This window comes from Akkermansia sp. N21169 (assembly GCF_029854675.1).
Classification (GTDB): domain Bacteria; phylum Verrucomicrobiota; class Verrucomicrobiia; order Verrucomicrobiales; family Akkermansiaceae; genus Akkermansia.
In genome coordinates this window covers 341,893-367,387 of sequence record NZ_JARWNC010000039.1, presented here as the reverse complement: position 1 = coordinate 367,387, position 25,495 = coordinate 341,893, and the positions used below count along the sequence as shown (strand labels likewise).

At 51.2% G+C, this 25,495-nt stretch carries 17 protein-coding genes and 1 tRNA gene; 12 read left to right on the top strand and 6 right to left on the bottom strand.

Going from position 1 to position 25,495, the window contains the following annotated elements; genetic code table 11:
* Positions 1-235 precede the first annotated feature (235 nt).
* Entirely contained in the window at positions 236-1,846 is a 1,611-nt protein-coding gene (locus tag QET40_RS09245; protein WP_280126886.1) for a sulfatase-like hydrolase/transferase, read from the bottom strand.
* 45 nt (positions 1,847-1,891) lie between these two features.
* Complete coding sequence (locus tag QET40_RS09240; RefSeq protein ID WP_280126885.1) at positions 1,892-2,680, bottom strand: ion transporter; 789 nt, start codon at positions 2,678-2,680, stop codon at positions 1,892-1,894.
* Between the two features lie 172 nt (positions 2,681-2,852).
* Between QET40_RS09240 and QET40_RS09235 the strand changes: the two genes are divergently transcribed.
* The gene (locus QET40_RS09235; RefSeq protein WP_280126884.1) at positions 2,853-3,410 is read left to right on the top strand and encodes a hypothetical protein; all 558 of its coding nucleotides are present in this window, start codon (positions 2,853-2,855) and stop codon (positions 3,408-3,410) included.
* A gap of 141 nt (positions 3,411-3,551) precedes the next feature.
* Positions 3,552-6,551, top strand: coding sequence for a preprotein translocase subunit SecA (gene secA, locus QET40_RS09230; RefSeq protein ID WP_280126883.1), 3,000 nt, complete (start codon positions 3,552-3,554; stop codon positions 6,549-6,551).
* A gap of 59 nt (positions 6,552-6,610) precedes the next feature.
* Here the strand turns inward: secA and QET40_RS09225 are convergent, their stop codons facing one another.
* The 4 genes from QET40_RS09225 to QET40_RS09210 all read right to left on the bottom strand — a co-directional run bounded on the left by QET40_RS09225 (position 6,611) and on the right by QET40_RS09210 (position 11,789).
* Positions 6,611-7,117, bottom strand: a complete 507-nt coding sequence (locus QET40_RS09225) for a DNA-deoxyinosine glycosylase (RefSeq protein ID WP_280126882.1) — start codon at positions 7,115-7,117, stop codon at positions 6,611-6,613.
* Between the two features lie 28 nt (positions 7,118-7,145).
* Complete coding sequence (locus tag QET40_RS09220) at positions 7,146-7,493, bottom strand: hypothetical protein (protein WP_280126881.1); 348 nt, start codon at positions 7,491-7,493, stop codon at positions 7,146-7,148.
* Between the two features lie 119 nt (positions 7,494-7,612).
* Positions 7,613-10,213 carry a serine/threonine-protein kinase gene (locus QET40_RS09215; protein ID WP_280126880.1) on the bottom strand — a complete coding sequence of 867 codons (2,601 nt, stop codon included), beginning with the start codon at positions 10,211-10,213 and terminating at the stop codon, positions 7,613-7,615.
* A gap of 196 nt (positions 10,214-10,409) precedes the next feature.
* Positions 10,410-11,789 carry an ROK family protein gene (locus tag QET40_RS09210; RefSeq protein WP_280126879.1) on the bottom strand — a complete coding sequence of 460 codons (1,380 nt, stop codon included), beginning with the start codon at positions 11,787-11,789 and terminating at the stop codon, positions 10,410-10,412.
* Between the two features lie 130 nt (positions 11,790-11,919).
* Between QET40_RS09210 and sppA the strand changes: the two genes are divergently transcribed.
* From sppA to QET40_RS09160, 10 genes are all read left to right on the top strand, one after another.
* Positions 11,920-13,008, top strand: a complete 1,089-nt coding sequence (sppA, locus tag QET40_RS09205; protein WP_280126878.1) for a signal peptide peptidase SppA — start codon at positions 11,920-11,922, stop codon at positions 13,006-13,008.
* Positions 13,005-13,820 carry a CPBP family intramembrane metalloprotease gene (locus QET40_RS09200; protein WP_280126877.1) on the top strand — a complete coding sequence of 272 codons (816 nt, stop codon included), beginning with the start codon at positions 13,005-13,007 and terminating at the stop codon, positions 13,818-13,820. Before sppA ends, QET40_RS09200 begins: the two co-directional genes overlap by 4 nt.
* A complete protein-coding gene (thiL, locus tag QET40_RS09195) occupies positions 13,820-14,728 on the top strand; it encodes a thiamine-phosphate kinase (protein WP_280126876.1) in 909 nt (302 codons plus the stop codon). The genes QET40_RS09200 and thiL overlap by 1 nt, the downstream gene beginning before the upstream one ends.
* 97 nt (positions 14,729-14,825) lie before the next feature.
* On the top strand, positions 14,826-17,606 hold the full coding sequence (locus QET40_RS09190; RefSeq protein ID WP_280126875.1) for a hypothetical protein: 2,781 nt from the start codon (positions 14,826-14,828) through the stop codon (positions 17,604-17,606).
* Positions 17,607-17,809: 203 nt separating this feature from the next.
* Positions 17,810-20,668, top strand: coding sequence for a hypothetical protein (locus QET40_RS09185; RefSeq protein WP_280126874.1), 2,859 nt, complete (start codon positions 17,810-17,812; stop codon positions 20,666-20,668).
* A gap of 13 nt (positions 20,669-20,681) precedes the next feature.
* The gene (hemW, locus tag QET40_RS09180) at positions 20,682-21,809 is read left to right on the top strand and encodes a radical SAM family heme chaperone HemW (protein ID WP_280126873.1); all 1,128 of its coding nucleotides are present in this window, start codon (positions 20,682-20,684) and stop codon (positions 21,807-21,809) included.
* A gap of 89 nt (positions 21,810-21,898) precedes the next feature.
* The gene (locus QET40_RS09175; protein WP_280126872.1) at positions 21,899-24,037 is read left to right on the top strand and encodes a hypothetical protein; all 2,139 of its coding nucleotides are present in this window, start codon (positions 21,899-21,901) and stop codon (positions 24,035-24,037) included.
* 17 nt (positions 24,038-24,054) lie between these two features.
* Positions 24,055-24,615 (top strand): YqgE/AlgH family protein, encoded by a 561-nt coding sequence (locus tag QET40_RS09170; protein ID WP_280126871.1) that lies wholly within the window; start codon positions 24,055-24,057, stop codon positions 24,613-24,615.
* Between the two features lie 12 nt (positions 24,616-24,627).
* On the top strand, positions 24,628-25,317 hold the full coding sequence (locus tag QET40_RS09165; RefSeq protein WP_280126870.1) for a YggS family pyridoxal phosphate-dependent enzyme: 690 nt from the start codon (positions 24,628-24,630) through the stop codon (positions 25,315-25,317).
* A 72-nt stretch (positions 25,318-25,389) separates the two neighbouring features.
* Positions 25,390-25,465 (top strand) — tRNA-Glu (locus QET40_RS09160).
* Positions 25,466-25,495: the final 30 nt, after the last annotated feature.

Below are 25,495 nucleotides of genomic sequence, written 5' to 3'. Positions count from 1 at the left end.
CCCCTTTTTCGGAACCTTTTCCTTCGCTCTCACCCGGCCGGCCAGCCCTCCGTCCCTCTCGCTTTCTTCAAGCTCCGGGTCGTTGCGGGTCTGCCCTTTCGGCGTGATCCCCTCGGTTGGGGTGCCGCTCATAGTAACGGTCACATGGTTTTTGTCAATCAGTCTTTGTAATTATTTTTTGAAATGCTTCCCCAACATTTCCATAACATCATTACAATGAGATCTAAATGAGCAATTATTTTTTCTTCTCTTCCTGTTTTCCCTTGAGAAGAGGCCAATAGGTTCTCATGCTTTCATCGACGTTATTCGAACGAGCCCAGTTCTCATAACGTTTGGCTAAGTCTGCCACAACATCTTTATGGACAGAAGCAACATTTTTTAGTTCACAACGATCATCGCTGGCAAACAGAGACCATTGCCGTTCTCGGACATTTTTATGCAGCTTCCAATACAAAGAATGAACAGATCTTTTCTTTTCATGTTCAGTACATAAGATACGTTCAGGCAGGCCCGCGGCTACGGAATTTTTCCAAGGAGAAGGACTTCCAACCCGATTTTCCTGCCAATAGGGAAGCAGATTGATGCCATTCATTTCAGCAAGCGCCGGCACTCCGGCGCATTCCAACAAAGTCGGAGCAATGTCAATCATGTGCATCATACCATCAAAACGTTTACCGGCAGGTATTTTACCAGGGTATTTTACCAGACAAGGGATAGATTCCCCTCCTTCGTACGTCCCGGATTTGAACCCGAAATACGGAGTATTGGAAACGACTGCCCAGTTTTTGCCATACCCGGCGCGCGTCCACTTCTCTCCCGGATAAGGGCTGTAGACTCGAGCCGGATTTTCGTTCGTCGCCCCATTGTCGGAAAGAAACAAGACAATAGTCTTATCTTCCATTCCGTATTTTTTCAACCGATCAAGAATTTGTCCGATTCCTTCGTCCATGTCCGTGATCTGGGCGGCGTAAATAGCCATCCGCATATCTTCTTCGCGTGTTGTTGTATCAGGAAGTTTTCTATTTTCAGGTATTTGCGTGTCTGCCGGAATGATATGAAGAGACTTCTGTTTCTTAAACCGCTTGAGGCGGACGGCCTCAAAGCCTTCGGAATAGGTGCCTTTGTACGAATCAATTGTCCTCCTGCTTGCCTGCAACGGCGTATGGGGAGCCGTGTAGGCAACATACATGAAAAAAGGCATATCCGGATGTTTTGCAGCGTCATCCAAGTACGAGAGCGCTTTCCGTGTAATTGCCTCGGTCATGTAAAAATCTTCCGGCAAATCAGCCGCTTCGAGTATTTTGCCGTCTTCTGCCATCAGACGCCCCTTGTCAAGGGTCACATAAGAATTCGCGCCGCTCAAAAGCCCGAAGTAGCGTTGAAATCCACGTTCCCAAGGGCGTTCTCCGATTTTGCTACCCAAATGCCATTTGCCGGACATGTAGGTTCTGTAACCAGCCTTCTCACCGAGGATTTCCGGGAGAGTCCGACAGGAAGGGTCCAACCTCCCGCGGTATCCGGGCAACTCCAGATCATTATCCAAGTGTCCCATGCCCACGGATTGCGGATAACGCCCCGTCATCAATGCAGCCCGGGACGGCGAGCAGCGAGGAATCGTATAGCAACGGGTCGATAACATTCCCTCACGCGCCAAGGAATCAATGGCAGGAGTCCTGATTTCCGAACCATAACAGCCTGCATCCGACCAACCCATATCATCTGCCAGAATGACCAGGATATTAGGTTTTTCCCCAGCAACCCCTGCATAAGAGAACAAAGTTGCCCCTCCAATCATTACAATAGGAATAAGCACCCGTAAAAACTGGAGGACAGAAAAGAGGGACATGGAACAAACTTTAGTTTCCTTTATTATCCCAATTTCCGACGAAGATCAATCTTTTCCCGCATCCGAAGCAGAAGCTGGAGGGCTGGTACTTTTGGCCGGAGAATTTTGCTTCATGGTGTTCAAGAATTCCTTTTGCTGCCAAATGCGAGTGATGGCCGATGTAATCAGACCAGTAGGAATGGCGATCAGGGCAATCCCCAGGAACATGATGCACCCGGAAAAGAGCTTTCCCATAGGAGTCACCGGCACGATGTCTCCATAGCCGACGGTCGTCAATGTTTCAACACCGAACCAGAGTCCATCCAAAATAGAAGCGAAATGTTCAGGCTGTACTTCGCGCTCCGCCAGGTAAGTACCCATGCCTAGAAAATAGAGAAGAAAGCAAAAGACAACAACGAAAGCCACAAATTCGTTCCGGATCATTCCAAAGGCTTTCTTTAATGGATCCAGAGCCTTATTGAACCGGGCCAATTTGAAAATACACAGCAACTGAACCATGCGAAAAGAATAGTGAACTTCCTCCGGGTTCATTCCTTCCAAAATCAGGATCACGGGCAAGCATACCAGTAAATCAATGATTCCCATGAAGCTGAATAAATACTTCAAGCGATGCCGAGAAACTATCAGACGCGTGAAAAATTCCAGCAGGAAGAAAATCCTGATCACGAAGTCATACACATTCATCGCATATGACGCCTGAGGCGAATAGTTCTTAAATTCCGGAATTGCCATCAATGTAAAACAGAGCAGCCACAACAAAATCGCATACCTGAAGACGGTTTCCCATACTCCAAAATACGCCTGCCCCTTGCTATTTCTCCATCTCGCCAGCATATGCTACCATTGATGCACCACCATGTCCCGGAAGCAATGTCAAATTGCGTTCTTGTACATCATGCCAGACAGAGTATTTCTGAAACGTTATCCGTAAGGGAAAGGTTTTTTCTTCATTCTGTTGACAGATCTCCCCGATTGGAACGTACATACTAGTCAACTTCCTCTTTTCATGTTGTCCTCCCTTTTCCATCTCCTCAGTTTCCTGGCTGCCGTCCTGTGCTGTCTGGGTATGGGGAAGGATTCCTTCCGGGAGGCGACGGGTAACGGATATCTGGCACAGACGTCTCATTGCGCAACAGCAAACGCTTCGGAAATTGCCTCCATCTGGAACGAAGAAGAACACAGACTGCAACGCCAGCGACGCGTAAGTTCCGGATCCGGCAAATACGGAATGGATCGCTATGGCAGATTCAAAAGTATCAGAAAAAACAAGGAAGAGCTGCCTGGCGATTTCAACGATGATTCCACAGAAGAATCATTAGACAGAGTATCCCTCCTCCTTGCCGGATTCCCATATCAATTTTCTTACAAAGCAGGTGCCAGTAAATACCTAACAGACGTTACTGCCGGGTTCTCCAATTCCACAGTATCTTCCTTTCCCCCATCTCCCTTGTCGGAAATTGTAGCTTCGCTCCCGGACGGGGAAACTTTAGCCATACTTGAGGACATTCCTCCCTGTCTTTCCTATCAGGAAATCATTCCCTACGACAAGCTGCGGCCTCACTGATACCACGGCAGTCCCTTATTCTCGTTTGATTCCGTCTTATATTCCGACGGTCTACTGTGCCGTATGTAACAGGCACATTCCATTTACCCTCATCAGCGCCCGTACTATCCCCCGGGCCAAACACCTTCACCCCATTTTTTTATGTTCAATTTTATCTCCACAATTTTCAGCAGCAAAAACACGCGCGAAATCAACAAACTGAAGCCTATCGTCGCAAAAATCAACGAACTCGAACGCTCCTTGCAATCCAAAAAGGACGATGAACTGCAGGCCATGACAAAAGAATGGCAGTCCTGGCTCCACCGCTTCCTCCCTCTGGAACTTCCCAGAAAAAAAATGATCGACGAAGCCGATCCCGGTCAAATAGCTGCTTGGGCCAAGACTATCCAACAAAGGTTCGATGCACTGCGCCCCGACTTCCCTTCCCTTCCCAAACATGTGGAAGCAACTCCTGCCGGCCTAGACGCGGCCAAGATAAGTTTTGCCGCCATCTCCCCGCAATTCCCGAAAATGAGGGACAAATATCTGGATAAAATTCTGCCATCCGCCTTTGCCGTCGTCAAAAACGCAGCCCGTCGCCTCTGCGGCCATTCCACCAATGTCTGCGATCAGGAAATGGTATGGGATATGGTCCACTTCGATACTCAGCTCATGGGCGGCATTGCCCTCCACCGAGGCTACATTGCCGAAATGGCAACCGGAGAAGGCAAAACTCTCGTCTCCACTCTGCCCGTCTACCTGAACGCCCTCACTGGTCAGGGAGTCCACATGGTTACAGTGAACGATTATCTCGCCCGACGGGATAGCCAATGGATGGGATTCCTCTACAACTTTCTGGGACTAACCGTTGGATGTATTGAAAACCAAATGCCCGATGCCGAGCGCAAGAGCCAATATCTCTGTGATATCACTTACGGTACCAATTCCGAATTCGGTTTCGACTACCTCCGCGACAACGGCATTGCAACCAGTCTTGACGAACAGGTCCAGCGCGGTCACTACTTCGCCCTGATCGATGAAATCGACTCTATCCTGATCGATGAAGCCCGCACTCCCCTCATCATCTCCGGCCCTGCAACCTCCGGCGACGAAACTCAATTTGCAGCAGTCAAGCCCACCGTAGAACAGCTCTACAAAAAACAAACCCTTCTCTGCAACGAATTAGTTGCCGAAGCCCAGCGCCTTTACGAGTCCGGAGACGAAAAGGCTGCCGGAAGAATCCTCTTCAAAGTAAAACTAGGACAACCACGCAACCGCATGTTCATGCGATTGATGGAAAACCCCGATCTTCTCCTTCTAGTCGAGAAAACGGAAAACCGTTTCCATCGAGGTGCAAGTAAAAAACCCCTTATTGACCTCAAGGAAGAACTCTTTTTCGTCGTTGACCGCAAACGACGCGAAGCCGAACTCATGGAACGGGGACGTCAATTCCTGGCTCCCGGGGATCCGGCCGCATTCATCTTACCCGATATCAACAAAAAACTGGCTGAATCCCCTTACCCAGGAGAAACGCGCCAACAGCAAAAAGTCCGTGTCCAACAAGAATTGGCCGAGGCGGGAGCTTCCCTTCATGCCACCAACCAGATGCTCAAGGCATACTGCCTGTTTGAAAAAGATGTCGACTACGTGATCCGGGACGAAGAAGTCGTCATCGTTGATGAACATACGGGCCGCGAAATGCCGGGGCGCCGCTGGTCAGACGGTCTCCACCAAGCCGTTACTGCCAAAGAAGGGCTCAAACTGGAAAAGGACAATCTCACCTACGCCACGATCACAATTCAAAACTACTTCCGCATGTACAGCAAACTGGCAGGCATGACAGGCACTGCCGAAACGGAGGCTGCGGAATTCCACGACATCTACAAACTCGACGTCCTTCCTATTCCAACTCACAAACCATGCTGCCGGGTTGATCTGAATGCCCTGATTTTCAAGACTCGATACGATAAATACGTCGCATCCATTGCCCGTATTCGAGAAATCCACGCCAAAGGTCAGCCCATTCTCGTCGGTACAGCCAGTGTCGATGCCTCGGAAACGCTCTCCCGCATGATGAACAGACTTCACATCCCTCATGTCGTCCTCAACGCCAAGAACCATATGAGTGAAGCGGAAATCGTCGCCCTCGCTGGACAAAAAGGAGCCGTGACCATCTCCACCAACATGGCGGGACGCGGAACCGATATCAAACTTGGAGAGGGCGTTGCCGAACTGGGAGGCCTGTTTGTCTTAGGTACCGAGCACTATGAATCCAGACGCATCGACCGCCAGCTACGCGGACGCGCGGCACGTCAGGGAGACCCGGGCGTCACTCAGTTTTTCATTTCACTGGAAGACGACCTTCTACGCAATTTCGGCGATGTTCGGGAATCCAGCCGCATGATCGAAGATTCCCTGGACGAACCGGACTCCCGGCGCATCCCCACAAGCGCCACAGTAGAAAATGCCCAACGACAGATAGAGCAACGCAACTATTCATGGCGCAAGCATGTCCTCGACTTCGACGATGTCATGAACACTCAGCGCGAAGTCCTCTACAGCTTCCGCAACGAGGTCCTCAAAACCGAGCACCCGGAAGACATTTTCTTCGATCTCCTCCGGGATATGATCCCTCGGCAGGTTGCCGAGAACATCAAAAATGCCGAGGGAGACACGGATATCGATTCCCTTCTCGGATGGATGGGAGCTACCTATTCCATCTCCCTTCCTCAGGAAACCTCCGAACTCGAAGAGAAAACCCAGGAAGAAATCGCCGACATCATCATCGGAGAACTAACCAAAAGCTTCCATGAACAGGAACAGGTCCTTTCTCCCGAATATATGGATTATTCCCTCCGCTCCCTGATGCTCCAGATGATTGACAACAACTGGCAGGAACACCTCAGCAGCATGGAAGAATTGCGGGATGGAGTCAATCTCCGGGCTCAAGGACAAAAAAATCCGCTTACTGAATACAAAACGGATGCCTATGTCCTCTTCGAACAACTCATGACCGATATTCGCACCGGCATCATCATCAATGCCCTCAAGGCAACCCCGGCACTTCCCTCCAATTGGGAAGACTTTCTCAGCCTTCTGGAAGGCAGCCAGGAGGCAGGAGAAGAAAAACCGGAGCAAGAAGCTGCCGAAGTCAGTGTTTAACAACCGTATCGTCATGGAATCCGTTCCCGGAAACGCCTTGCGTGCAACCGGGAACGGAACTATTCCGTCTCCCCTATCAACTCTTTCAGGAAAGAGGCATATGCATCCCGCTTTGCCGAGTAGCTGATCATAGCCGCCGCAGGACTGGTGGAAGGAAGGCGGACGATCTCCCACACTTCGTTCCGAAACAACTCCGGATAAAATTTCTTCAACAGAGTATACGCCGCACCGCCATTGCAACCGATGCGCACAATCCCCGGGCAACGCCTCAACAAGGCAGGAATATCGTTCGGTTCCGCCTCCCGGATGTCCGAATCGAGGCTCCCTCTCCGGTATGCACGCGATACCACATCCCACAAGGCAATCCCCCTGAGCTTCAAAAAATTCAACCGAGCCTCATAGGGCAACTGCGGAAAAAATCCGAGCAACTCCCCCATAATCGGCCAAAAGGCATTGCGAGGATGACCGTAATATTCCGCCAGGGACAACGAAGCATCGCCCGGCAACGATCCGAGCAGCAAAACACGGGCCTTTTCATCCTCAACGGGAAGAAACGATTCTTTCATCGTCAAAACACTCCATCCTGTCATTCCATCATGCCTGGGACACCCCCAGACGGAAAGCATTCTTCAACTCTGCCGAACCGTAAAAATCGACTGTCGAAAGACGAATGTACTGACTGATCAGATCCTTGCTTGACTGGCCCGTTTTCAGATCAGTCAACTGGTTTTTCAACCGCAGGAGGTCGAGCATGGAAGGCTTGCCCGCATTGACAATTCCCTGGAGTACTTCCTCCAGAGAATGACGGTACATATAAACGCCGGACGCAGCAGAGTCGGCAGAAGCTTTATCCTGAACACCCTTGAGAATAGTCACCAAAGATTCGGTCCTCTGTACCTGGTCGGAAACCACCGACCCATAAAAGCCGGAGCAAGCACTCAAAGCTATACAACAAACAAGAAAAAATGGAAACAAAAGCAGCTTTTTCATGGAGAGATCAATGTCAAGATCATAACTGCCGTTCGACAAGCGGCAAGCCCTTTCATCCGAACCTACTTGTTTCATTCATCCAAGGCAATCATCCATCCCTGCCATTGGTTCATAAATTCCAACGTATTATCCGGGCTGGACAGAAGCCATTTTTCCATGGTCGAAACAGCAGATTCGCGTCCGCCCGCCAAAAACATAAAAACAAGGGCATCCCGATGGCGCCGTCTCTCCTCGGCGGGTTTGGCTCCAGACTGCGCCAGACACGCACGATGCAAGCGAATCATCGTATGAATCCCCAGGTCATGCGCCGGGCGCGAAACACGTCCACTTGGAGTCATCACGGTGATGAGATTCTTGCTCTTGTCATACCCCTGTAGCTGCACCGTCGTTCCATCCTGCAAGGCGAGCTGCCTTTTGGGCTGAGGCAGGCGAAGAGACTGTTCCAGAGTTTTCGCCATAAACCCATCCGCCAGAGAAGCCATTTCCAGATATGCCTGTACCCGGCCCTTCAACGAATCGTCATGAACGGCGAATTCTTCCACCTTGCGCAACTCCTCCATTGCCGAAGAGAAATTCCAGGACTTTTCCATCAATTCAACCGCCCTGACCACTCCCTTCTGGACAGTTTCTCGGTTCTTCTGCAGGGTTTGTTCCTGAAGCTTCAGTCGTTCAGCCTCCTGCTGCCGTTCCGCTTCCTGGGCACGGCGGATTTCTTCCTGCTCGCGATCACGCTGAATACGAGCCTGTTCATCTTCCTGAGGCTGGCCTTGATCTTCGGGATCCTTCTGCCGGGAAGAATCCTGCCCGGATGGCGAAAGATCGCCGTCATCCCTCGATCTTTCCTTCAAATCCAGGACATGGGCCTCCTGCTGCCTGACCAGACTTGCAAGAATTCTTTTGTACGCAGTCCCCGGACTTTGCTGATCGGGCGGATTCATCAAGCCGTCCAATTTGGTACGGGCTTGCGGTAATGTCTCGTCCGGCATAGACATCAACTTTTTCACAGAGGCAGCATCCTGAATATACGAAGATAAAAGATTATTCCAGGTTCTGCCGGATATCCCCTCCCCCTCTGTCTGAGATAATTCCTCCAACCTGGCAAACAAAGAAGCTGCCCGGGTAATGTTACCCTCCTTCCATGCTTTCAAGCCCGAACCGACAAGCCAATATAACAGCATCGGATCACCCGCTTCAAAATTCCGGACATTCTCCTCTTGGGAAGAAGCCAGCAATGCCTTCATTAACTCCATGACATCGACGGCACTCCCTTTCGCTTCGGCAGATTCTCCATTTTTTTCCACTCTGCCCACCATTTGCTGCATCAGAAAACGCCCGTGGTGGTCATCCCCGAGTATCCAGCAGGCATAGGCGGCATTCAATGCCGACCAGGCCGCCGTTGCAAGAGGGCAACGCTGTTCATCCAACAGGCGTTCAAACTGCCGGCGGGCATCATCCAGATAACCGGATTTCAGCGTTTCTTCGGCATGCAAATAGGCTTGCCCTATTTCCTCTCCGTTCATCATATGAACAACAGGGGCTTTCTCCTCCTCCTTGACAATGGGAGGAACATCCGTCTGAGAAACTTTTTGAAGGCTCGTTATCCAAAACACAATCCCTCCGGCCAAGAGTATCCCCCCAGCGCAAATCGCAGCAATCATGCGGAAACGATTCCTCTTGTACCTCCTGATAAGACTGGATCGCTTGACCCTCCAATCTCCGTCCTCCGAGGCAAGAAGCGCATGAGCCTGGATCAGATCATCCCGAAGTTCAGCATATGACTGATAGCGTTTTTCCTTGTCGAAGTTCATCAACTTATCGACAATATGACGGGTCATCGGAGACAATTCCGGAGCAACCCGCCGAACGGAAGGAATCTTCTTCTTGATATCCAGCAATGCATGAACGGAACTGGGAATCGTCTCAAAAGGAGTCTTTCCGGACAACATCTGGAACAGAGTCACACCCAGGGCATACATGTCGGATCGGGAATCTTCCAATTCACGCCGCAGGGCTTCCGGAGATGCATAATAAGGAGTTACCCAAATCTCTTCCGAATCATCCTTTTCCGATTGCAGCAAAGAAAGACCGAAATCGACGATTTTGCATGTCCCGGATGTATCCAAAAGAATATTAGCCGGTTTGACGTCACGGTGTACAAGACCGGCGTCATCAGCCGCCATCAGGCCCTCTACCGACTGAAGAGCAATTTCCAGAGCCTCCGGTTCCGGGATAGGTTCGCCACGCAGCTTCATGAGCGTCTCAAGATCACGCCCATTTACCAATTCCATCGCAATAAACACATGACCAAAAGCACGCCCGACCGTATAGACCTTGACAATGTTCTCATGGCGAACCTTGGCCATGATCTGAGCTTCCTGTTCGAACTTTTCTACGCGATCTTTCTGGGAAGAATAGTTTTCGTTCAGAATTTTTAACGCAATAATGCGACCGAGAATCGTATCTTCAGCCCGGAAAATTTCACTCATCCCTCCCCTGCCGACACAATCCAAAATCCGATACACCCCCAACTGGGTATGCACCCGGGTTCCCTGACCACAGGCCGGACAGTCGACTTTAGAAAATGGCCTCAATCCGGAAATATTCATCGGGTACCCACAATGCGGACACATCATCTGCTCATTCGGGGAATTGCTGGTAGGATCGTCACTCATAGTACATGCCGGAAGACCATTCGTTATATCAGAGAATGCGTCTGACAACTTCATACCATGAGCTCCGTCAACGGACGATATAAAAAATTCGCCTATGAACCTCTCCTGCATCAAATTCGAAAAAGCCTGTCCCGAATTACACAGAACAGGCTTTTTCATCATACGGTTCCCAGAGAGGAACCTCAGGGAATATCAATTAACCGATCTTGGGCAGTGAAGCAGCCGCAACGGCCTGCCCATGGCGCTTGGTTTTTTCGTCCGGCACGCAGAGATTGATCTTGAGTTCGGGGAACTCGGCGGCAAGGACTTCATTAGCCTTGTCGATGATGATTTGTCCTCCTTCACCGGAAGCAACGCGGCCCAGGAAGAGAAGGTTCCGGATTTCATAGAAGTCCGCATAGTGAGCGATGGCATAGCCGAAATGCACGCCGATCGTTTCATAGATCTTGCGGGCGCGGTCATCGCCTTCGGCCATGGCGGCCTGCACCTTCTTGAGTTGTTCCGGGTAAGGCATGCTGCCGAATTCGAACCCGGCACGAGGAGCCAGGCGGGCAACGGCCTGCTGGGAGAAGTACATGGCACCTACCCCCATGTCCTGGGACCATTCATCTACACCGCCTTCCGAGGAATAATCCACGGGAGCAAAAGCAAGCTCATTGAGCCAGGGCATAATATGTCCTTCAGGATCCACGTAGCCGGCGGCTTCGGAGGTACCCATGGCAACACCGAGAACGGCATTGTCATTCATTCCCATGGCTCCGGCAAGAGCAGTCACTTCGCCGTCGTTGACGACTTCAAAGGGAATATTGTTCCAGCGTTCCTTGAGAGTGAAGAACACGCGGCGGATGTGCTTTTCAAAGTCTTCCGGGCTAATTCCGCGGAACAGGGAAGCGGCACGCACTTCATTATTCACATAGACACCTGCGGAAGAACCACCAATGGCATCCACACGGGGAAGGTGAGCCGCAGCGCGCTTGAGAGAATCGTCAATGCCTTCGACATGGTAGTTCGGATCGGTCTGGTGGTAGGGATCCCATACAACTTCTTCGGAATAGACAACTTCACCGTTCACAACGGCGGCGCACTTGCGATCGGAACCACCGAGGTCGAAACCGATACGGTAACCATCCAGATTGCGACCGAGAGTGACGGAATCCGTCGTTTCCTTGGGAAGATCTTCAATGGAAACGGATTTCACCGTAATCGGTGCACCATAAATTTTGGTACCGATGAAATCGCAGTCGAATGCGCGTTCCCCGGTGGGGCTGTAGCAATCGGCCAGCATGGCGGCAATGGCATCGTCTCCGGCGACAAGAATAATGTTGCCACCCTTCTGCCAGAGGAGGAACTTGACGATACGTTCCACGTATGTCTTGTTCAGGGCAACATTGTCTCCGGTATGCGGGAGAATGCGGCCACTCCAGCGGAAGCAAGTGCCATCCTGACGAGTCAAAGCAATATCAAGCTGACGGGAACCTTCCGTTGCGGCAACCTTGGCTTCATAAGCGCGGTTCCACAGAACGGCGGGGACAAAGCCCGGGTCCAATACAGGTGTGATTTTAGGTTGAATATTCATAGCAGACGAAATGCGATGTAACAAAAAAAGAGAGTCAAGGAAAGCTTATTTCGATTCTCCGGGCAATTCCATTTGCAAAACGAGATTTTATTCTGGAAAACCCCGGCAAATAGACTAGGCTGACCCGCAAATGAGTGAAGAATCCTCCGTTCCATCATCGCACAAATCATCCAAAGGATTTTTGTCCGGCTGCCTGGTCTCCCTCGCCATTCTTACTTGTGTCGTAGCCCTGGCCATTATCTGTATTATTGCAATCTTCGGTGCTTTAGGCCGACAGATCAATTCTGAAGAATTCGCATCGACACTCAAAGAGAAAAACAATATTTCCGAGAGTCTCCTTTACGGTAATGAAGGGAGCCGGGAAACCATCGCCGTCATTGACGTCAACGGAGTCATCACCTCGGGGGATTCCTCGTCCGACACCGCTGGTTGCGACACGATCGTCCGCCTTCTGGAATATGCTGCCAATCGCCAGGATATTTCCTCCATCATCCTCCGGGTTGATTCCCCAGGAGGAGAAGTCACCGCTTCCGACATCATCTATGACGCGATCGAACGCGTCCGGGAAAAGGCCCGCAAACCCGTCGTTGTCATGATGGGTACTCTTGCCGCATCGGGAGGATACTACATCTCCAGCCATGCGGACTGGATTGTAGCCAATCCGACAACGTGGACCGGCAGCATCGGCGTCATCATCTCTGGGATTAACTTCGAAGAAGGCATGAACAGACTGGGAATCCGCAATCAGGTTTTCACCAGCGGAGCCTTCAAGGACATGCTCTCTCCGATGCGCCCGATGTCCACATCGGAAAAAGCCTACGTCCAGGAAATGGTCGATGCGACATATGCCCGCTTCGTCAACCTCGTTTCTACCGGACGTAAAATTGCCAAGGATAAACTCGAAGCCGATCACGCTATCGACGGACGTATCCTCACCGGTGCCGATGCAAAAAAACTGGGACTTGTCGACCAACTCGGATACTTCCGCGACGCCATTGCGAAAGCCGGCGATCTTGGAGGGACAACCGATCCCAAAGTCATCCTTTTGGAAGAAAAGAGGGGATTTGCCGAATTCCTCTCCCTGTTGTCTATGGAAGCCAAAACCAGTAAAAACATCTCCGTTAAAATCGGCAACGCCTCCCTACCCCAGCTTCGTCCAGGCGTTCCCTACATGCTGCCTCAACATTATGCGACAGGTTCTCTCGTCAGCGAACAATGAGCCCGTTTGAAGCCCAGTTCACTTCATGGATGGCGGCAATTCTTCTCCTCGCTATAGAAGGATTGCCCCTCCTTTTCAGCTGGCATCCGTCCTGGAGGCCGGCTCAATACGGCATCCCCGTCAAGCAATTTTCCTCCCGAGATATCCTGATCGTTACTCTGGTCATCCTCTTCTATGCCCTGACGCCGCTCAGTGCATTTAACATGCCTGGAGAAAAAGTAGGAACAATCGATATCGAGAGGATGATTATTTCGACCATTCCGCAGATTATCATCGCCATCGTCCTCTTCAAACGCCTCAGTTCAGCCCACATGTCCTCCATGGCCGGCTGGACCAAGTGGAAAACCATCCCTCAAATTTTCTACATTGCAGCAGTCATCATTCTCATGCAGTTGCTACTGGTCGCCTACCAAGATACCGGACTATCCGCATGGCTCGCCGGGAAACTGGAATCACCACTCGTCCAAACCACTGTCGATACTCTGAAAAACGGCCCCCTGCATATAAAGATTGCCATAGCCGTAAGTGCCGTCTTCATCGCTCCTGTCGTCGAGGAATTGTGTTTCCGAGGGTTCATCTACCCCTATTTGAAACGTTACACCGGGAGTATCATCGCCATAACCGCCACATCGCTGTTTTTCGGGATAATTCACCTGAACCTGGTTCAATCTCTTCCTCTGGCCTGTTTCAGCCTGCTACTCATCTTTCTTTACGAAAAGACCAAGACACTACTGGTTCCCATCGTCACACATTCCATCTTCAATTTCCTGACCGTTCTCCATATGTTCATCATCCCCTACTTCCAAAGCTGATGAAACCGGAAACACTGGCCCGACTGGGGGAAGAGGAAATTCTAGACCGACTTTTACCTTATCTGCCCGGCAATGACAGCCTTCTGGTCGGCCCCGGAGACGATTGCGCCGTCGTCACCCGCGACCACGAATTCGACACCCTGCTCAAAACCGACTGCATTGTCGAAGGTATCCACTTCACCCGGGAAACGTCTCCCGGCCTTATCGGAAGAAAAGCCCTCGCCCGGAACCTCTCCGACATCGCCGCCATGGGGGGCTCCCCCGAACATGCCCTCGTTACCGTCATGATCCATCCGGAACGGACTATGAAAACCCTGGAAGACATTTACGAGGGACTCACCCGACTCGCCTGCGAATGGAACGTCTCTGTCGCAGGAGGTGAAACGACATCCCTGCCAACGGACGGCCTTGCCCTCAGCATCGCCCTAACCGGAAAGGTTCCCAAAGGCCAAGCTATTTGCAGAAGTCACGCCTCTCCGGGAGACCTGATCGTCGTCACCGGAGAATTGGGAGACACCTTCCATTCCGGTCATCACTTAACATTCCCTCCGCGTATCCGGGAAGGCATCCTTCTCCGGGAAGCCGGCATCCCCTCGGCCATGATGGATATCTCCGATGGACTCGCCGCCGACCTGCCCCGCATGGCTCGGGCTTCAGGAACCGGATTCAGGATAGACGAAACCCTTCTCCCCTGCAGAAATGGTTGCTCACCCCGCCAGGCTGTCAGAGACGGTGAAGATTACGAACTCCTCTTTACCATTCCTCCCGGCAAATTGCCGCTGCTGGAACAAATCCGACGCAATCTCCCCCATACTCCTCTGACCATCATCGGCACCATGACGCCACCAGAACAAGGAGATACCATTGATGGAGGATGGATTCATTTCTCTTCCAGCCCAAAGGATTGAATCACAATACAAGATATACATCGTCAACGAGACGTGATTTGCCATTGCCTCTGCCGCATCTTCATATTACTATCCGGAAAGATAGATCATCCGCTTCATGGCTCATCATGTATCCCCACTCCCTATTCAATTCCTCCTGGAAGGGTACCGCATCTCGGCCCATCAGGAATCGACAGAGTTGTACCATTTATATCAAGCTGTTTCCCCGCAGGGTGAAACCGTATTGATTCGTGAATTCTGTCCACAGGAATATGCTCGCCGAGAAGAAAATTCCGGCAAGCTCGTCTTTTCTTCGGCCAATAGCCAAGCCATTTCTCAGGCTAAATCCGAATTTACGCTCAAATATGCCTCCGGTTCCATGGAGATCTCTGCTCTGGGAACCATTTTCTTTATCCAAACACCCCAGCAGACACCCGTCGTCGCTACCAGAAAAAGGGCATCAGCAGTACCCCAGGCAGCAGAAAACGCCCCCCTTCCAGCCGTACCTGTCGACTACAAGCCCAAACGAAGCAGTGTAGGATTCATGCCTGCCGTGATTCTCGGTCTGGCAGCTCTTATCGCCTATCTGGGGTATCAGATCATGAACATGGAACCGCCTCCTCCTGTGCCGGTCGTCCATAACACCCCTCCCCCCAAGCCCAAACCAAAACCTGTGGCGCCTCCCGTCGTCAAGGACGAGCCAGAACCCGAGCCGGAACCCGACGAACCTGAGCCGGAACCCGAGCCTGAGCCGGAACCCGTTTACAATCCATCCGACAGCCTTCAGCAGCTGGAAAGAAATGTCATCCTGGCTCTTGCCAAAAGCAAAGGAGCTATCAACGATGCCGTCCTCAATGCTTACTCCCAATACGCGGAACATTTCGTCCGGGAATATATCACCGTGCGAGGGGGAGCATTTTCGCCGGCTTTTGAAAAATGGATGAAGGAAACAAAGCACCAGAAGGAAATCTTCGCCAATTTCTATCCACCGGATCCCAGTGTCGCAACCAACGCAGACATCCTGATCAACGCCGTCGGTGAAAATGCCTTCAAGTACGACCAAATGGTCATTGCCTTCGCCGTCGGCAGACGCCATGTCGGCATGGGCAGCTTCGATATGGGCAAAGAGGGCAAATACCACCAATGGTACCTCAATGCGGCTTCCGGCTCCAGAGACTGGGCATCCCCTGCCGACCTCTTTATCGCGAAGAAGCCTCCCATCAACTTCTACGGCAGCAATCCAGCCAGCGTCGACGACAAAGCTTACGAAGCGCTTGCCGCCTACCTGACTGCCAAAAACATGACTGCCAAGCAGGCGTGGGTTTCCCAGGAAACTGTCGTCAAGGACCTTGCCGACAAAGGTGTCACAAAAAATAACATTGTCAGCCTCCTTCACGAACATCTCTACCGCAACAAACAGATTAAGCGCAAGAGGGACGCCTTCCCTCCTCCCGCTGAATTCTTCCAATACCTCGTCAACAAATACGAAGGCATCGGAAAAATGAGGGACGTCAAAAACCACCCGGTCGAATGGAAGGGAGTACCACTGGAATACACACCCTGGCTGGCCATGCTTCCTCTAAGCGAAACCCGCCCCATCCGCGAATGCGAATATGTATGGGACCGCTACCTCGGCAAATTCGGAGAACCCAGAATGTGGTTCTACGGTCCCTACCGCCGAGACGACGAACCGAATCCTCCTGTCCAGTTTTCCATGGATCCCAATCCCGACTGGAGCTACGATGCCTATCCTAGTTGCCTTCATGTCGGAGGCGTTTGCGGGACTATGTCGCTTATTGCCCGCGATGCGTCCATTGCACTCGGCATCCCGACACCACCCGCCGGACAACCCGGACACGGCAACTTGATGACATTCCATTACAATGCCAGCGGCAGCATCCTGACCGTTGATCAGTCCGTCGACACTCTCAAGGTAACGACCGGCCCCCTCTACCTGAGAGATACGACCACCAAACGTGCCGGCAACGGTGAATACCATGTCGGTATTGCTGCCAGCATGAATCTGGACGATGCAGACTGGATGAACAGCCGTCTGGCCATGAATGTTTACAAAATGGCCAAAGAAAAAGAAGTACCCGACCAAGTTTTGGATACCCTTCTTCAAGGCATTCTCAAGCTCAACCCGTTCTTCACCGATGCCTGGTACACAGTCTTCGAACGCCGGGGAGAAGACCTAGCTGCCGCCATGTCCTGCATTGACGATATCTACAAAGCCATCCCTGACAGCAGCCGTGTCGCCAACCTCTGGAAACGTAAAAAAACCAACTCCAAAATGGGAAGAGCCAGCAGAAATTACAAGGACAGGCTCAATAACCAGGCCTTCGAATATACGGACACACTCAGCTCCGCCATGATCGAACTGGCCATGAAAAAGCCTCTTCCCACATACGACAAGCGCGGATGGGAAAAAGTGCTTACATGGATGCGCTCCGCTGCCAAGAAGAGCATCTATCCTGATAAGGAACAAGGCTATCAGATAGCCCTCGCCAAAACGCAGGGTTACAAGCCCATTGTCAATAGCGTCGATCATGATTTCAAGGAAATCGTCCGCCACTTGAAGAGCAAATCCAAGAATCGCCGCCCTCCCAAGAAAAAGCCTGAAGAGATGATGACCCAGCTGACTCTGGAGATCAATGCTGCCGTCATGGTCCTTCCTCCGGAAGAATCCGTCCCATGGCTTCGGAAAATGATCGATGATTCCCCTCCCAATCTGCAATTCAAACGTAAAGACAACGGTGCCAAAATTACGGAATTCTATGATTGTCTCACTGCTCACTATATCAGACTGGCTGATTCCGGATCGGCCTCTGAAATAAGGGAACTCGTAAAAAAACAGGAAAAAGAATTTATTGAAAACATGAAAGGTAAGGACGAATAACACACTCCTCAACCATTCGCCTCACCTTCAGAAGGTTCCTTTGCCGGCTCACGGCGAGGAACCTTTTTTTGTCTTCGTCATGTACTCTCAGCGACCCATAGGATAGATGCATGTCGTTCTTCCTATGTCTCATGGCCTTTGTGACTTTTCCCATTGTCAGATGAAAAGTGGAATGATAAGTTTCCCGGTAGTTGTCTCCTCTCATGATGTCTTTCCCCGTCCCCCCCCTCGCACCGGATACTCTTCTGGAAGATTTCCAAATCGTCTCCGTTGTCGAATCAACGGAACTTTACCACCTCTACAGGGCAATCACCCCGCAAGGCATTCCCATGCTCATTCGGGAATTCTGTCCCCAGGACTGCACCAGACGCACCGATGACGGGATCAAGCTCGTTTTCAACAAAGCCATGGCACCACAATTGGCAGCCGCAAAAAAACTTTTCTTAACACATTACGGACAAGGAGCAACCGAACAACACTCCCACGGAACTATCCTGTATATCACCCACTCCCCTGACAATCTCCAGGAAGAAGCAAACGCGCCGTCTATCGCGCCAGCATCTCCACAGGTTCCCAGGAACAAGCCGACACTTCAACGCGGGCATATTGCAGGAACCCCGGCCCGGCCATTACAACCTGTTGCCTACAAACCGAAAAAATCCGGAGGCGGCGCTCTTGCGATCATTATTCTCCTCTGTCTGGGCATTGCGGGATTCTTCGGTTACAAAATGTTGAACCAGCCACAGGAAGCTCTGCCTGTCGTCCAAAATACCCCGGCTCCCACGCCGATCCCCAAACCTAAACCGCCGCCTGTCCCCGAGCCCGAACCAGAACCAGAACCGATTCCTGAACCAGAACCAATCCCAGAACCGGAGCCGCCTCCCGCCCCGGTTGTCGAGGAAGAACCGGAACCCGATCTCAGTCCATCGCCGGAGCTTCAGCAACTCAAGAAAAACGTTATGCTTGCCGTCGGTAAAAGCAAGGGAGCCATGACGGAGGCTATTCTTAATGCCTATACCACCTACGCAGAAAAATTCGTCCGAGAGTATTTGGAAAAACGCAAAGCCAAATTTTCTCCTACCTTCGAGAAATGGCTGGCAGACACCAAACATCAGAAGGAAATCTTTGCCAACTTCTACCCCCCCGATCCCAGCGTTGCCACCAATGCGGACATCCTCATCAACGCGGTCGGAGAAAAAAACGCCACCAAGTATGATCAGATGGTTATTGCATTCGCCATCGGCAGACGTTTTTGCGGTATGGGAGAAGTCTTCTATAACGTCCAATATAACATGGGGGAAGCGGGACTTAACCTGCGAAATACCCTGCCGACCTCTCCTCAATGGGCTTCGCCTGCTGATGTCTTCATCGCCGGCATGCCCCCCATCAACTACTACGGTCCCAATCCGGACTCGGGAAACTCAGAACAATTCGAAGCTGTCAAAAACTACCTTGCCTCCAAAAACATCACGGCAAAACAGGCGTGGATCAATAAGGAAACCACTGTCAAGGATTTGGCCGATAAAGGAGTCACCAAGGACAACATCCTCAGTGTTTTAAAATCCTACATGATCCTCTCGGGCCAAATAAAAAGCAAGAGGGACGGATTCCCCAGCCCGGCCGAATTCTTCAAATACCTCGTCTCCAAATACGAAGGTATCGGCAAAATGCGCGACGTTAAAAACCATTCCGTCGAATGGAACGGAGTCCCTCTGGACTGTACTCCGTGGCTCGCTATGCTTCCCCTGAGCGAAACCCGCCCCATCCGTGAATGCGAATACGTATGGGACCGTTACCTGGGCAAATACGGAGAGCCTCGTCTCTGGCGCTATGGCCCTTACCGTAAAGTCAGCGATCCGGAACCTCCCGCTCTGTTTTCCATGGATCCCAATCCGGATTGGAACTATATGTCCTACCCCGGTCTCATCCACATTGGCGGCATGTGCGGTACCATGTCCACCATCGCCCGCACGTCCCACATTGCCATGGGAAGCCCCGCCTCCCCGGCCGGACAACCAATCCACGCCAACCTGATGACCTACCATTACGGAGCAGGAGGCAGTATTCTGTCCATCGATCAATCCGTTGCTCCCCTCAAAAAAACATTTGGAGGACAATATCTTTGCGACAATGAAGGACCGCGAAACAACTGCGGAGAATACCATGTCGGTCTTGCCGCAAGCATGAACCTCAAAGACGGAGCATGGACAGATAGCAGGATCGCCATGAACATCTATAAAATGGCACTCGAAGAAAAAGCTCCGGAAGAAATCCAGAAAAATATGCTCGCGGAAGTCGTCAGAATCAATCCATTCTATACGGAAGCATGGTACTCGCGATTCGAAAAAGCTGGGGGAGACATGAAAGCCGCCATGGATTGCATCGATAACATCAATAAGGCAATCCCGCCCGGAGACCGCGTCGCCAGCCTCTGGCAACGCATGAAATCCAACCCAAGAATGGGAAAAGCCCCCAAAAACTATAAGCAGCGCCTTAACAATCAGGCCCATGAATACACGGATACGCTCGGGTCCGCTATGCTCGAACTGGCCTCCGACAAACCCCTGCCCAATTACACCAAGAGCGAATGGGGTAAAGTCATGGACTGGATGCGTTCCGAAGCTAAAAACAGTTCTTACCCGGACAAGGAGCAAGGATACCAGGTTGCTCTCGCCATGACACAGGGCTACAAACCCATCGTTAACAGCATCAACTACGGCTTCAAAGAAATAGTCCGCTTCTATAAAAACGCCTCGAAGAGTAAAAAGAAGAAAGAACTGAAAACAACTCCCGAACAATTGACTCTCGAAATCAACGCAGCCGCCATGGTCATGCCGCGTGCGGAACTAGTGCCATGGCTTAGAGAGATGATCGACAAGTGTCCAGAGGACCTTCTTTATACATTGAAGGACGACAAGGCAAAAATTACCGACTTTTACGACTGCCTCACCAGACATTACTTAAAACATGCCGATTCAACCGCAGCCAACGAAGTAAGGACGCTCATGAAGAAGCAGGCAGAAGACTTCCTCAAGGGAACCAAGGATAAAAAAGACTCCTGATTCCATCGCCAGCATGCATCTCTACGTTCATATCCCCTTTTGTCACCGGATCTGCCCCTACTGTTCCTTCTACAAGCATACACCGGCCTCCACGGACATGAATCTATTCGTCCGGGCTCTGCTTCGCGAAGTCGAATCACGCAAAGACGATTTGCAAAATTCCCCCGAACATGAACCCCGGACACTCTACTTCGGGGGAGGGACTCCGTCCATGCTATCCAATTCCCATCTCGGGAAAATCATCCAGGGCATCGACCATGTCGTCGATATTGCGTCGCTGGATGAATTCTCCTTTGAGTCCAATCCAACCACATTCACAATCAATAAAGTCCGAGCCTGGAAAGATATGGGAATCAATCGAGTTTCCCTCGGCATCCAATCCTGGGATCCGAGAATCCTGGCAGTATTGGGCAGAACGCATACCCCTGAAATCGCACTCCATTCCCTGGAAATGCTAAGAACAGCCGGCATCCCCGAGATCAACATCGACCTCATGTTTGCCATCCCGGGACAAACTCTCCAACTCTGGGAACAAACCCTCCTGCAAACAGTCGAAGCAAACCCGGAACATATTTCCGCCTACAACCTGACCTACGAAGAAGACACCGCCTTTTTTGAAAGCCTCGCCAAAGGGGAAATTAATCAGGATACGGAACACGATGCCGACTACTTCGAACTGGCTGACACCATTCTCACAGATGCCGGTTTCCGCCATTACGAAACTTCCAACTACGCCCGAAACAACCTCCTCTCCAAACACAACTTCGGCTATTGGCAGGGAGACGACTATATCGGCATTGGCCCCGGAGCCGTCAGTACCATCCGAGGCAGCCGCATCCAAAATACGATGGATACGAACGCCTACATCCGCTCCACACTGGAACATGGTGTGCCCGATTCCGAAACGGAAAGATTGAGAGAAGAGGACATTCTCCTGGAACGGGTAGCCCTGCTCCTCCGCACCGACACAGGGGTTCCCATGAAATGGGTCCCCCCTCGTACAGAAGCATTCATCACCAATCTGATAGATGAAAACATGGCCATCATTCTCCATTCAGCTTCAGAAGACAGCCTCGTTTTAAAAGGCAAAGGCCGACTCCTTGTCGACGAAATCGTCACAGACCTTTTTTCTATCAAATAACTTAATACCCTTCGATTTTTCGTGTGCAAAGTTGCATTCCATGACTAGTTCGTCTATAAAATACCAACAGTATTCAAAACTCCCTCATCATGAAATTAATCCCCGTTTCATTCTTTGCCATGATTTCTCTGGCGACCTTGGCAATGCCGCTCCACGCCTTAGTCCAATTCCCGGGAGAACAACCGGGACAAGCAAAGATCACATCCTCTTCCGGTCAATTCCTCCTCGGCAACAATATTCTCCAGGCCGAATTCTCCTACTCCGGAGGCAAACTCCAATTTAAAGGATTAAAAGCCGGCAAAACACCCATCGCAGCCCCGGGTGGAGAACTTTTCATCATTAAACTCAAGGATGGCACGACACTGTCCGCTTCTCAAATGACCCTGGTTGGTCGCCCGGTTCTCACCGACATCAAAGCCAACCCCAAGGCTCTCAATTTGGCAGGTCAAGAACCCGGAAAGGCACTCGCGGCAACCTTCACCTCGCCCGATAAAAACATCCGTGTCATTTGGAGGGCCATTCTGCGGAACGGTTCCCACTATTTGAGGCAGGAAATGGTCATTTCTTCCGCAAAAGATACGGAAATGGAAGAAATCGTCGGAATGCAATACAACATCCTGCCTGATGCGGAATCGGGAGAAGGCATCTCCATCAGCGGCAATACGCGAGGACCGCTTCTGGTCGGCCCCAAAATCTTTGCTGCATTGGAAACCCCGATGGCCCTCAACACTATTGAACCTGCTGTAAACGCTCCCGACGACGTCAAAGACAAGGCTCAGATGGCCCAGGGTAAATGGATCCGCCAGGCAACCCTGCACAAAGGAAGCGTCTGGGAGGTATCCTCCGTCATCGGACTCCTTGCCCCGGAACAGGAAAGGCGTTCATTCCTCGCCTATCTCGAACGTGAAAAAGCCGTATCGTATCGTCCGTTCATCCATTACAACTCCTGGTATGAACTGAACATCAACAGTAATGACAATCCCGATCCATTAAAGCGCATGACCGAGCAGCAATGTATCGATGTCGTGAACGCATGGAACGAAAAACTCTATAAAAAACGCGGCGTCAACATTGATGCCTTTGTCTGGGACGATGGCTGGGATGATTTCAACAGCTTGTGGGGATTCCACAAGGGCTTCCCAAACGGTTTTAAAAAACTGAACGCCATGGCCGTCTCCCAAAAAGCCGGAGTCGGAGCCTGGCTCGGTCCGGTCGGCGGTTACGGAGCCTCCAAGCAACTCAGGCTTGATCACTGGAACAAAACTCACCCCAGCAACAAAATTAACAATTTTCAGCTAGCCGATCCGGAATATTATAATGCCTTCCTCGGCAGGTGCTCCCAAATGGTGCACGATTACGACATGCGTTACTTCAAGTTTGACGGCATCAGTACTATGGCACATGCCACCGGGCCGAATACCTCGCGTCTAGAAGATGCGGAAGGAATTCTCACCCTCGTCAAGGACCTTCGGAAACAGCGCGGAGATCTTTTCATCAACTGTACTGTCGGCACTTGGGCATCCCCCTTCTGGTTCCGGTTTGCCGACTCCATCTGGAGACAAAAGGGAGACTGGGGGAATACAGGCAAAGGCGATAGCCGTGAAAAATGGATTACCTACCGCGATGCCACCGTCCACGAAGTCTTCGTCGAAGGAGCTCCCTTCTGCCCGATCAATTCCATGATGACCCATGGTCTTATGATCACCAAGAATGGAGCACCGGGCTCCATGCCCAAAGACGTCGAAGGAATCAAACGCGAAATGCGCTGTGCATTTGCATGCGGCTCAGCTATTCAGGAACTCTACATTGATCATGATCTCATGGATTCTCTGGGGGAAAACGAAATCCTTTGGGACGAACTCGTCAAATGCATCAAATGGTTCCGTTCCAATGCCGATGTCCTTGATGACACCCACTGGGTCGGCGGGAATCCATGGAATGAACAAACGAAGCAGGCAGAAATCTACGGTTGGGCTTCATGGTCGCCGCAGAAAGCCGTCTTTGCTCTCCGCAATCCAGACGACAAGGAACAAACAATCAAAACGACGTTGAGAAAAATCCTCGATCTTCCTCCTCATGTGAAAACACAGTTCCAAATCAAAAATGCTTATGATGACCAGAGGGAACTGTCCGGATTCACCAACAAAACCATTGATCCCGACAAAGAAATCGAATTAAAACTCAATCCATTTGAAGTCTTTGTCTTCAATCTGAAGCCAACGCATTAGCCCTCCTCCCCCATCCCATGGGCAAGTCCTCTACACCCCAATCACGACTGACAGGCAGCATACTTCTGGCATCTCCCTCCATGGGAGATGCCATCTTCGAGCACAGCGTCATTCTGCTGGTGGATTATTCCGCTAAACAAGGTGCTTTGGGCTTCATCCTCAATCGCCCGTTCGGAAAAACAGTCGGACAGATCGCAGGCTCCTCCTCTCCCATACCTAGAGAACTTTACCACGTCGATGTCTTCGTCGGCGGACCGGTAATGACGAAAAACCTCACCTTCGCCGCCTTGACCGCCCATGACGGGCAACTCTTCTACCGGATGCAAATTTCTGCGGAAGAAGCCCTTGAACATGCCCAAACGCCGGGGACCCTCATCCGTGCCTTTATCGGAAGCTCCGGCTGGAGTCCCGGCCAACTTGAAAAAGAACTGGAACTCATGGCCTGGATACAAATCCCCTGCCCCCCCGACTTGCTCAGCTATATCCATGACGAAACCCTATGGAATACCATCCTCCGAGGGCTTTCCCCCTACCATGCACTTATTTCAACAGCGCCCAGACTATCCTTCCTCAACTGATTGCTTTCCATTATGAGTATCGGCCATAATCTGAAACATATCGAACAACTCATCCGCCAGGCGGAATCACGTTACGGTCGCCTCCCCGGATCCGTCAAGCTCATCGCCGTCAGTAAAACATTCCCCGTCGAAGACGCCATGGAATGCTACCAATGCGGACAGCGACTCTTCGGTGAAAACAAAGTCCAGGAAGCACTTTCCAAAATTCCCGTCCTTCCCAGCGATGCGCAGTGGCATCTCATCGGTCCGCTTCAGCGCAATAAAGTCCGCAAAATCATCGGCAAGGCCGCCATGATTCATACGGTAGATTCTCTTAAACTCGCAGAATACATGGATTCCGTTGCCCGGGAGCTTTCCATTGTTCAAGATGTACTCCTTGAAGTCCATGTAGGTGGAGAAGAATCCAAATTCGGATTTCACCCCGATGAATTGGAAACATCCTGGCCCGCCCTATGCAACTTGGAACACCTCAACATCCGCGGGCTTATGTGCATCCCACCACCGGTAGACAATGTGGAAGACGCTCGCCCCTACTTCCGCCAGCTCAGAGAACTTAAAGAACGTCTCAACGCCTCGGGCTCCCGACAAATCCAGGAATTATCCATGGGAATGAGCCATGATTTCGAAGCAGCCATCGCAGAAGGAGCTACTTTTGTCCGCGTTGGAACGGCTATTTTCGGAGCCAGAGACTATTCACATTAAAAAATCATTTTCTTTAAAAAAATATCTTGCACTCCGGAAAGACTTCGTGTTTAATCTGCGCACGCACTCAACGACCAGTTCGTCTAGCGGTCTAGGACTCTCGCCTTTCACGCGAGCAACACGGGTTCGATTCCCGTACTGGTTGCCAATTTTCAAGGGGCTGTTCCACATCGGAGCA

Coding starts and splice junctions, on each gene's coding strand:
- secA (WP_280126883.1), top strand. CDS start 3,552: ATGTTCAATTTTATCTCCACAATTTTCAGCAGCAAAAACACGCGCGAA.
- hemW (WP_280126873.1), top strand. CDS start 20,682: ATGCATCTCTACGTTCATATCCCCTTTTGTCACCGGATCTGCCCCTAC.
- sppA (WP_280126878.1), top strand. CDS start 11,920: ATGAGTGAAGAATCCTCCGTTCCATCATCGCACAAATCATCCAAAGGA.
- QET40_RS09175 (WP_280126872.1), top strand. CDS start 21,899: ATGAAATTAATCCCCGTTTCATTCTTTGCCATGATTTCTCTGGCGACC.
- QET40_RS09200 (WP_280126877.1), top strand. CDS start 13,005: ATGAGCCCGTTTGAAGCCCAGTTCACTTCATGGATGGCGGCAATTCTT.
- QET40_RS09235 (WP_280126884.1), top strand. CDS start 2,853: ATGTTGTCCTCCCTTTTCCATCTCCTCAGTTTCCTGGCTGCCGTCCTG.
- QET40_RS09185 (WP_280126874.1), top strand. CDS start 17,810: ATGATGTCTTTCCCCGTCCCCCCCCTCGCACCGGATACTCTTCTGGAA.
- QET40_RS09190 (WP_280126875.1), top strand. CDS start 14,826: ATGGCTCATCATGTATCCCCACTCCCTATTCAATTCCTCCTGGAAGGG.
- QET40_RS09165 (WP_280126870.1), top strand. CDS start 24,628: ATGAGTATCGGCCATAATCTGAAACATATCGAACAACTCATCCGCCAG.
- QET40_RS09225 (WP_280126882.1), bottom strand. CDS start 7,117: ATGAAAGAATCGTTTCTTCCCGTTGAGGATGAAAAGGCCCGTGTTTTG.
- QET40_RS09245 (WP_280126886.1), bottom strand. CDS start 1,846: ATGTCCCTCTTTTCTGTCCTCCAGTTTTTACGGGTGCTTATTCCTATT.
- QET40_RS09210 (WP_280126879.1), bottom strand. CDS start 11,789: ATGAATATTCAACCTAAAATCACACCTGTATTGGACCCGGGCTTTGTC.
- thiL (WP_280126876.1), top strand. CDS start 13,820: ATGAAACCGGAAACACTGGCCCGACTGGGGGAAGAGGAAATTCTAGAC.
- QET40_RS09215 (WP_280126880.1), bottom strand. CDS start 10,213: ATGAGTGACGATCCTACCAGCAATTCCCCGAATGAGCAGATGATGTGT.
- QET40_RS09240 (WP_280126885.1), bottom strand. CDS start 2,680: ATGCTGGCGAGATGGAGAAATAGCAAGGGGCAGGCGTATTTTGGAGTA.
- QET40_RS09170 (WP_280126871.1), top strand. CDS start 24,055: ATGGGCAAGTCCTCTACACCCCAATCACGACTGACAGGCAGCATACTT.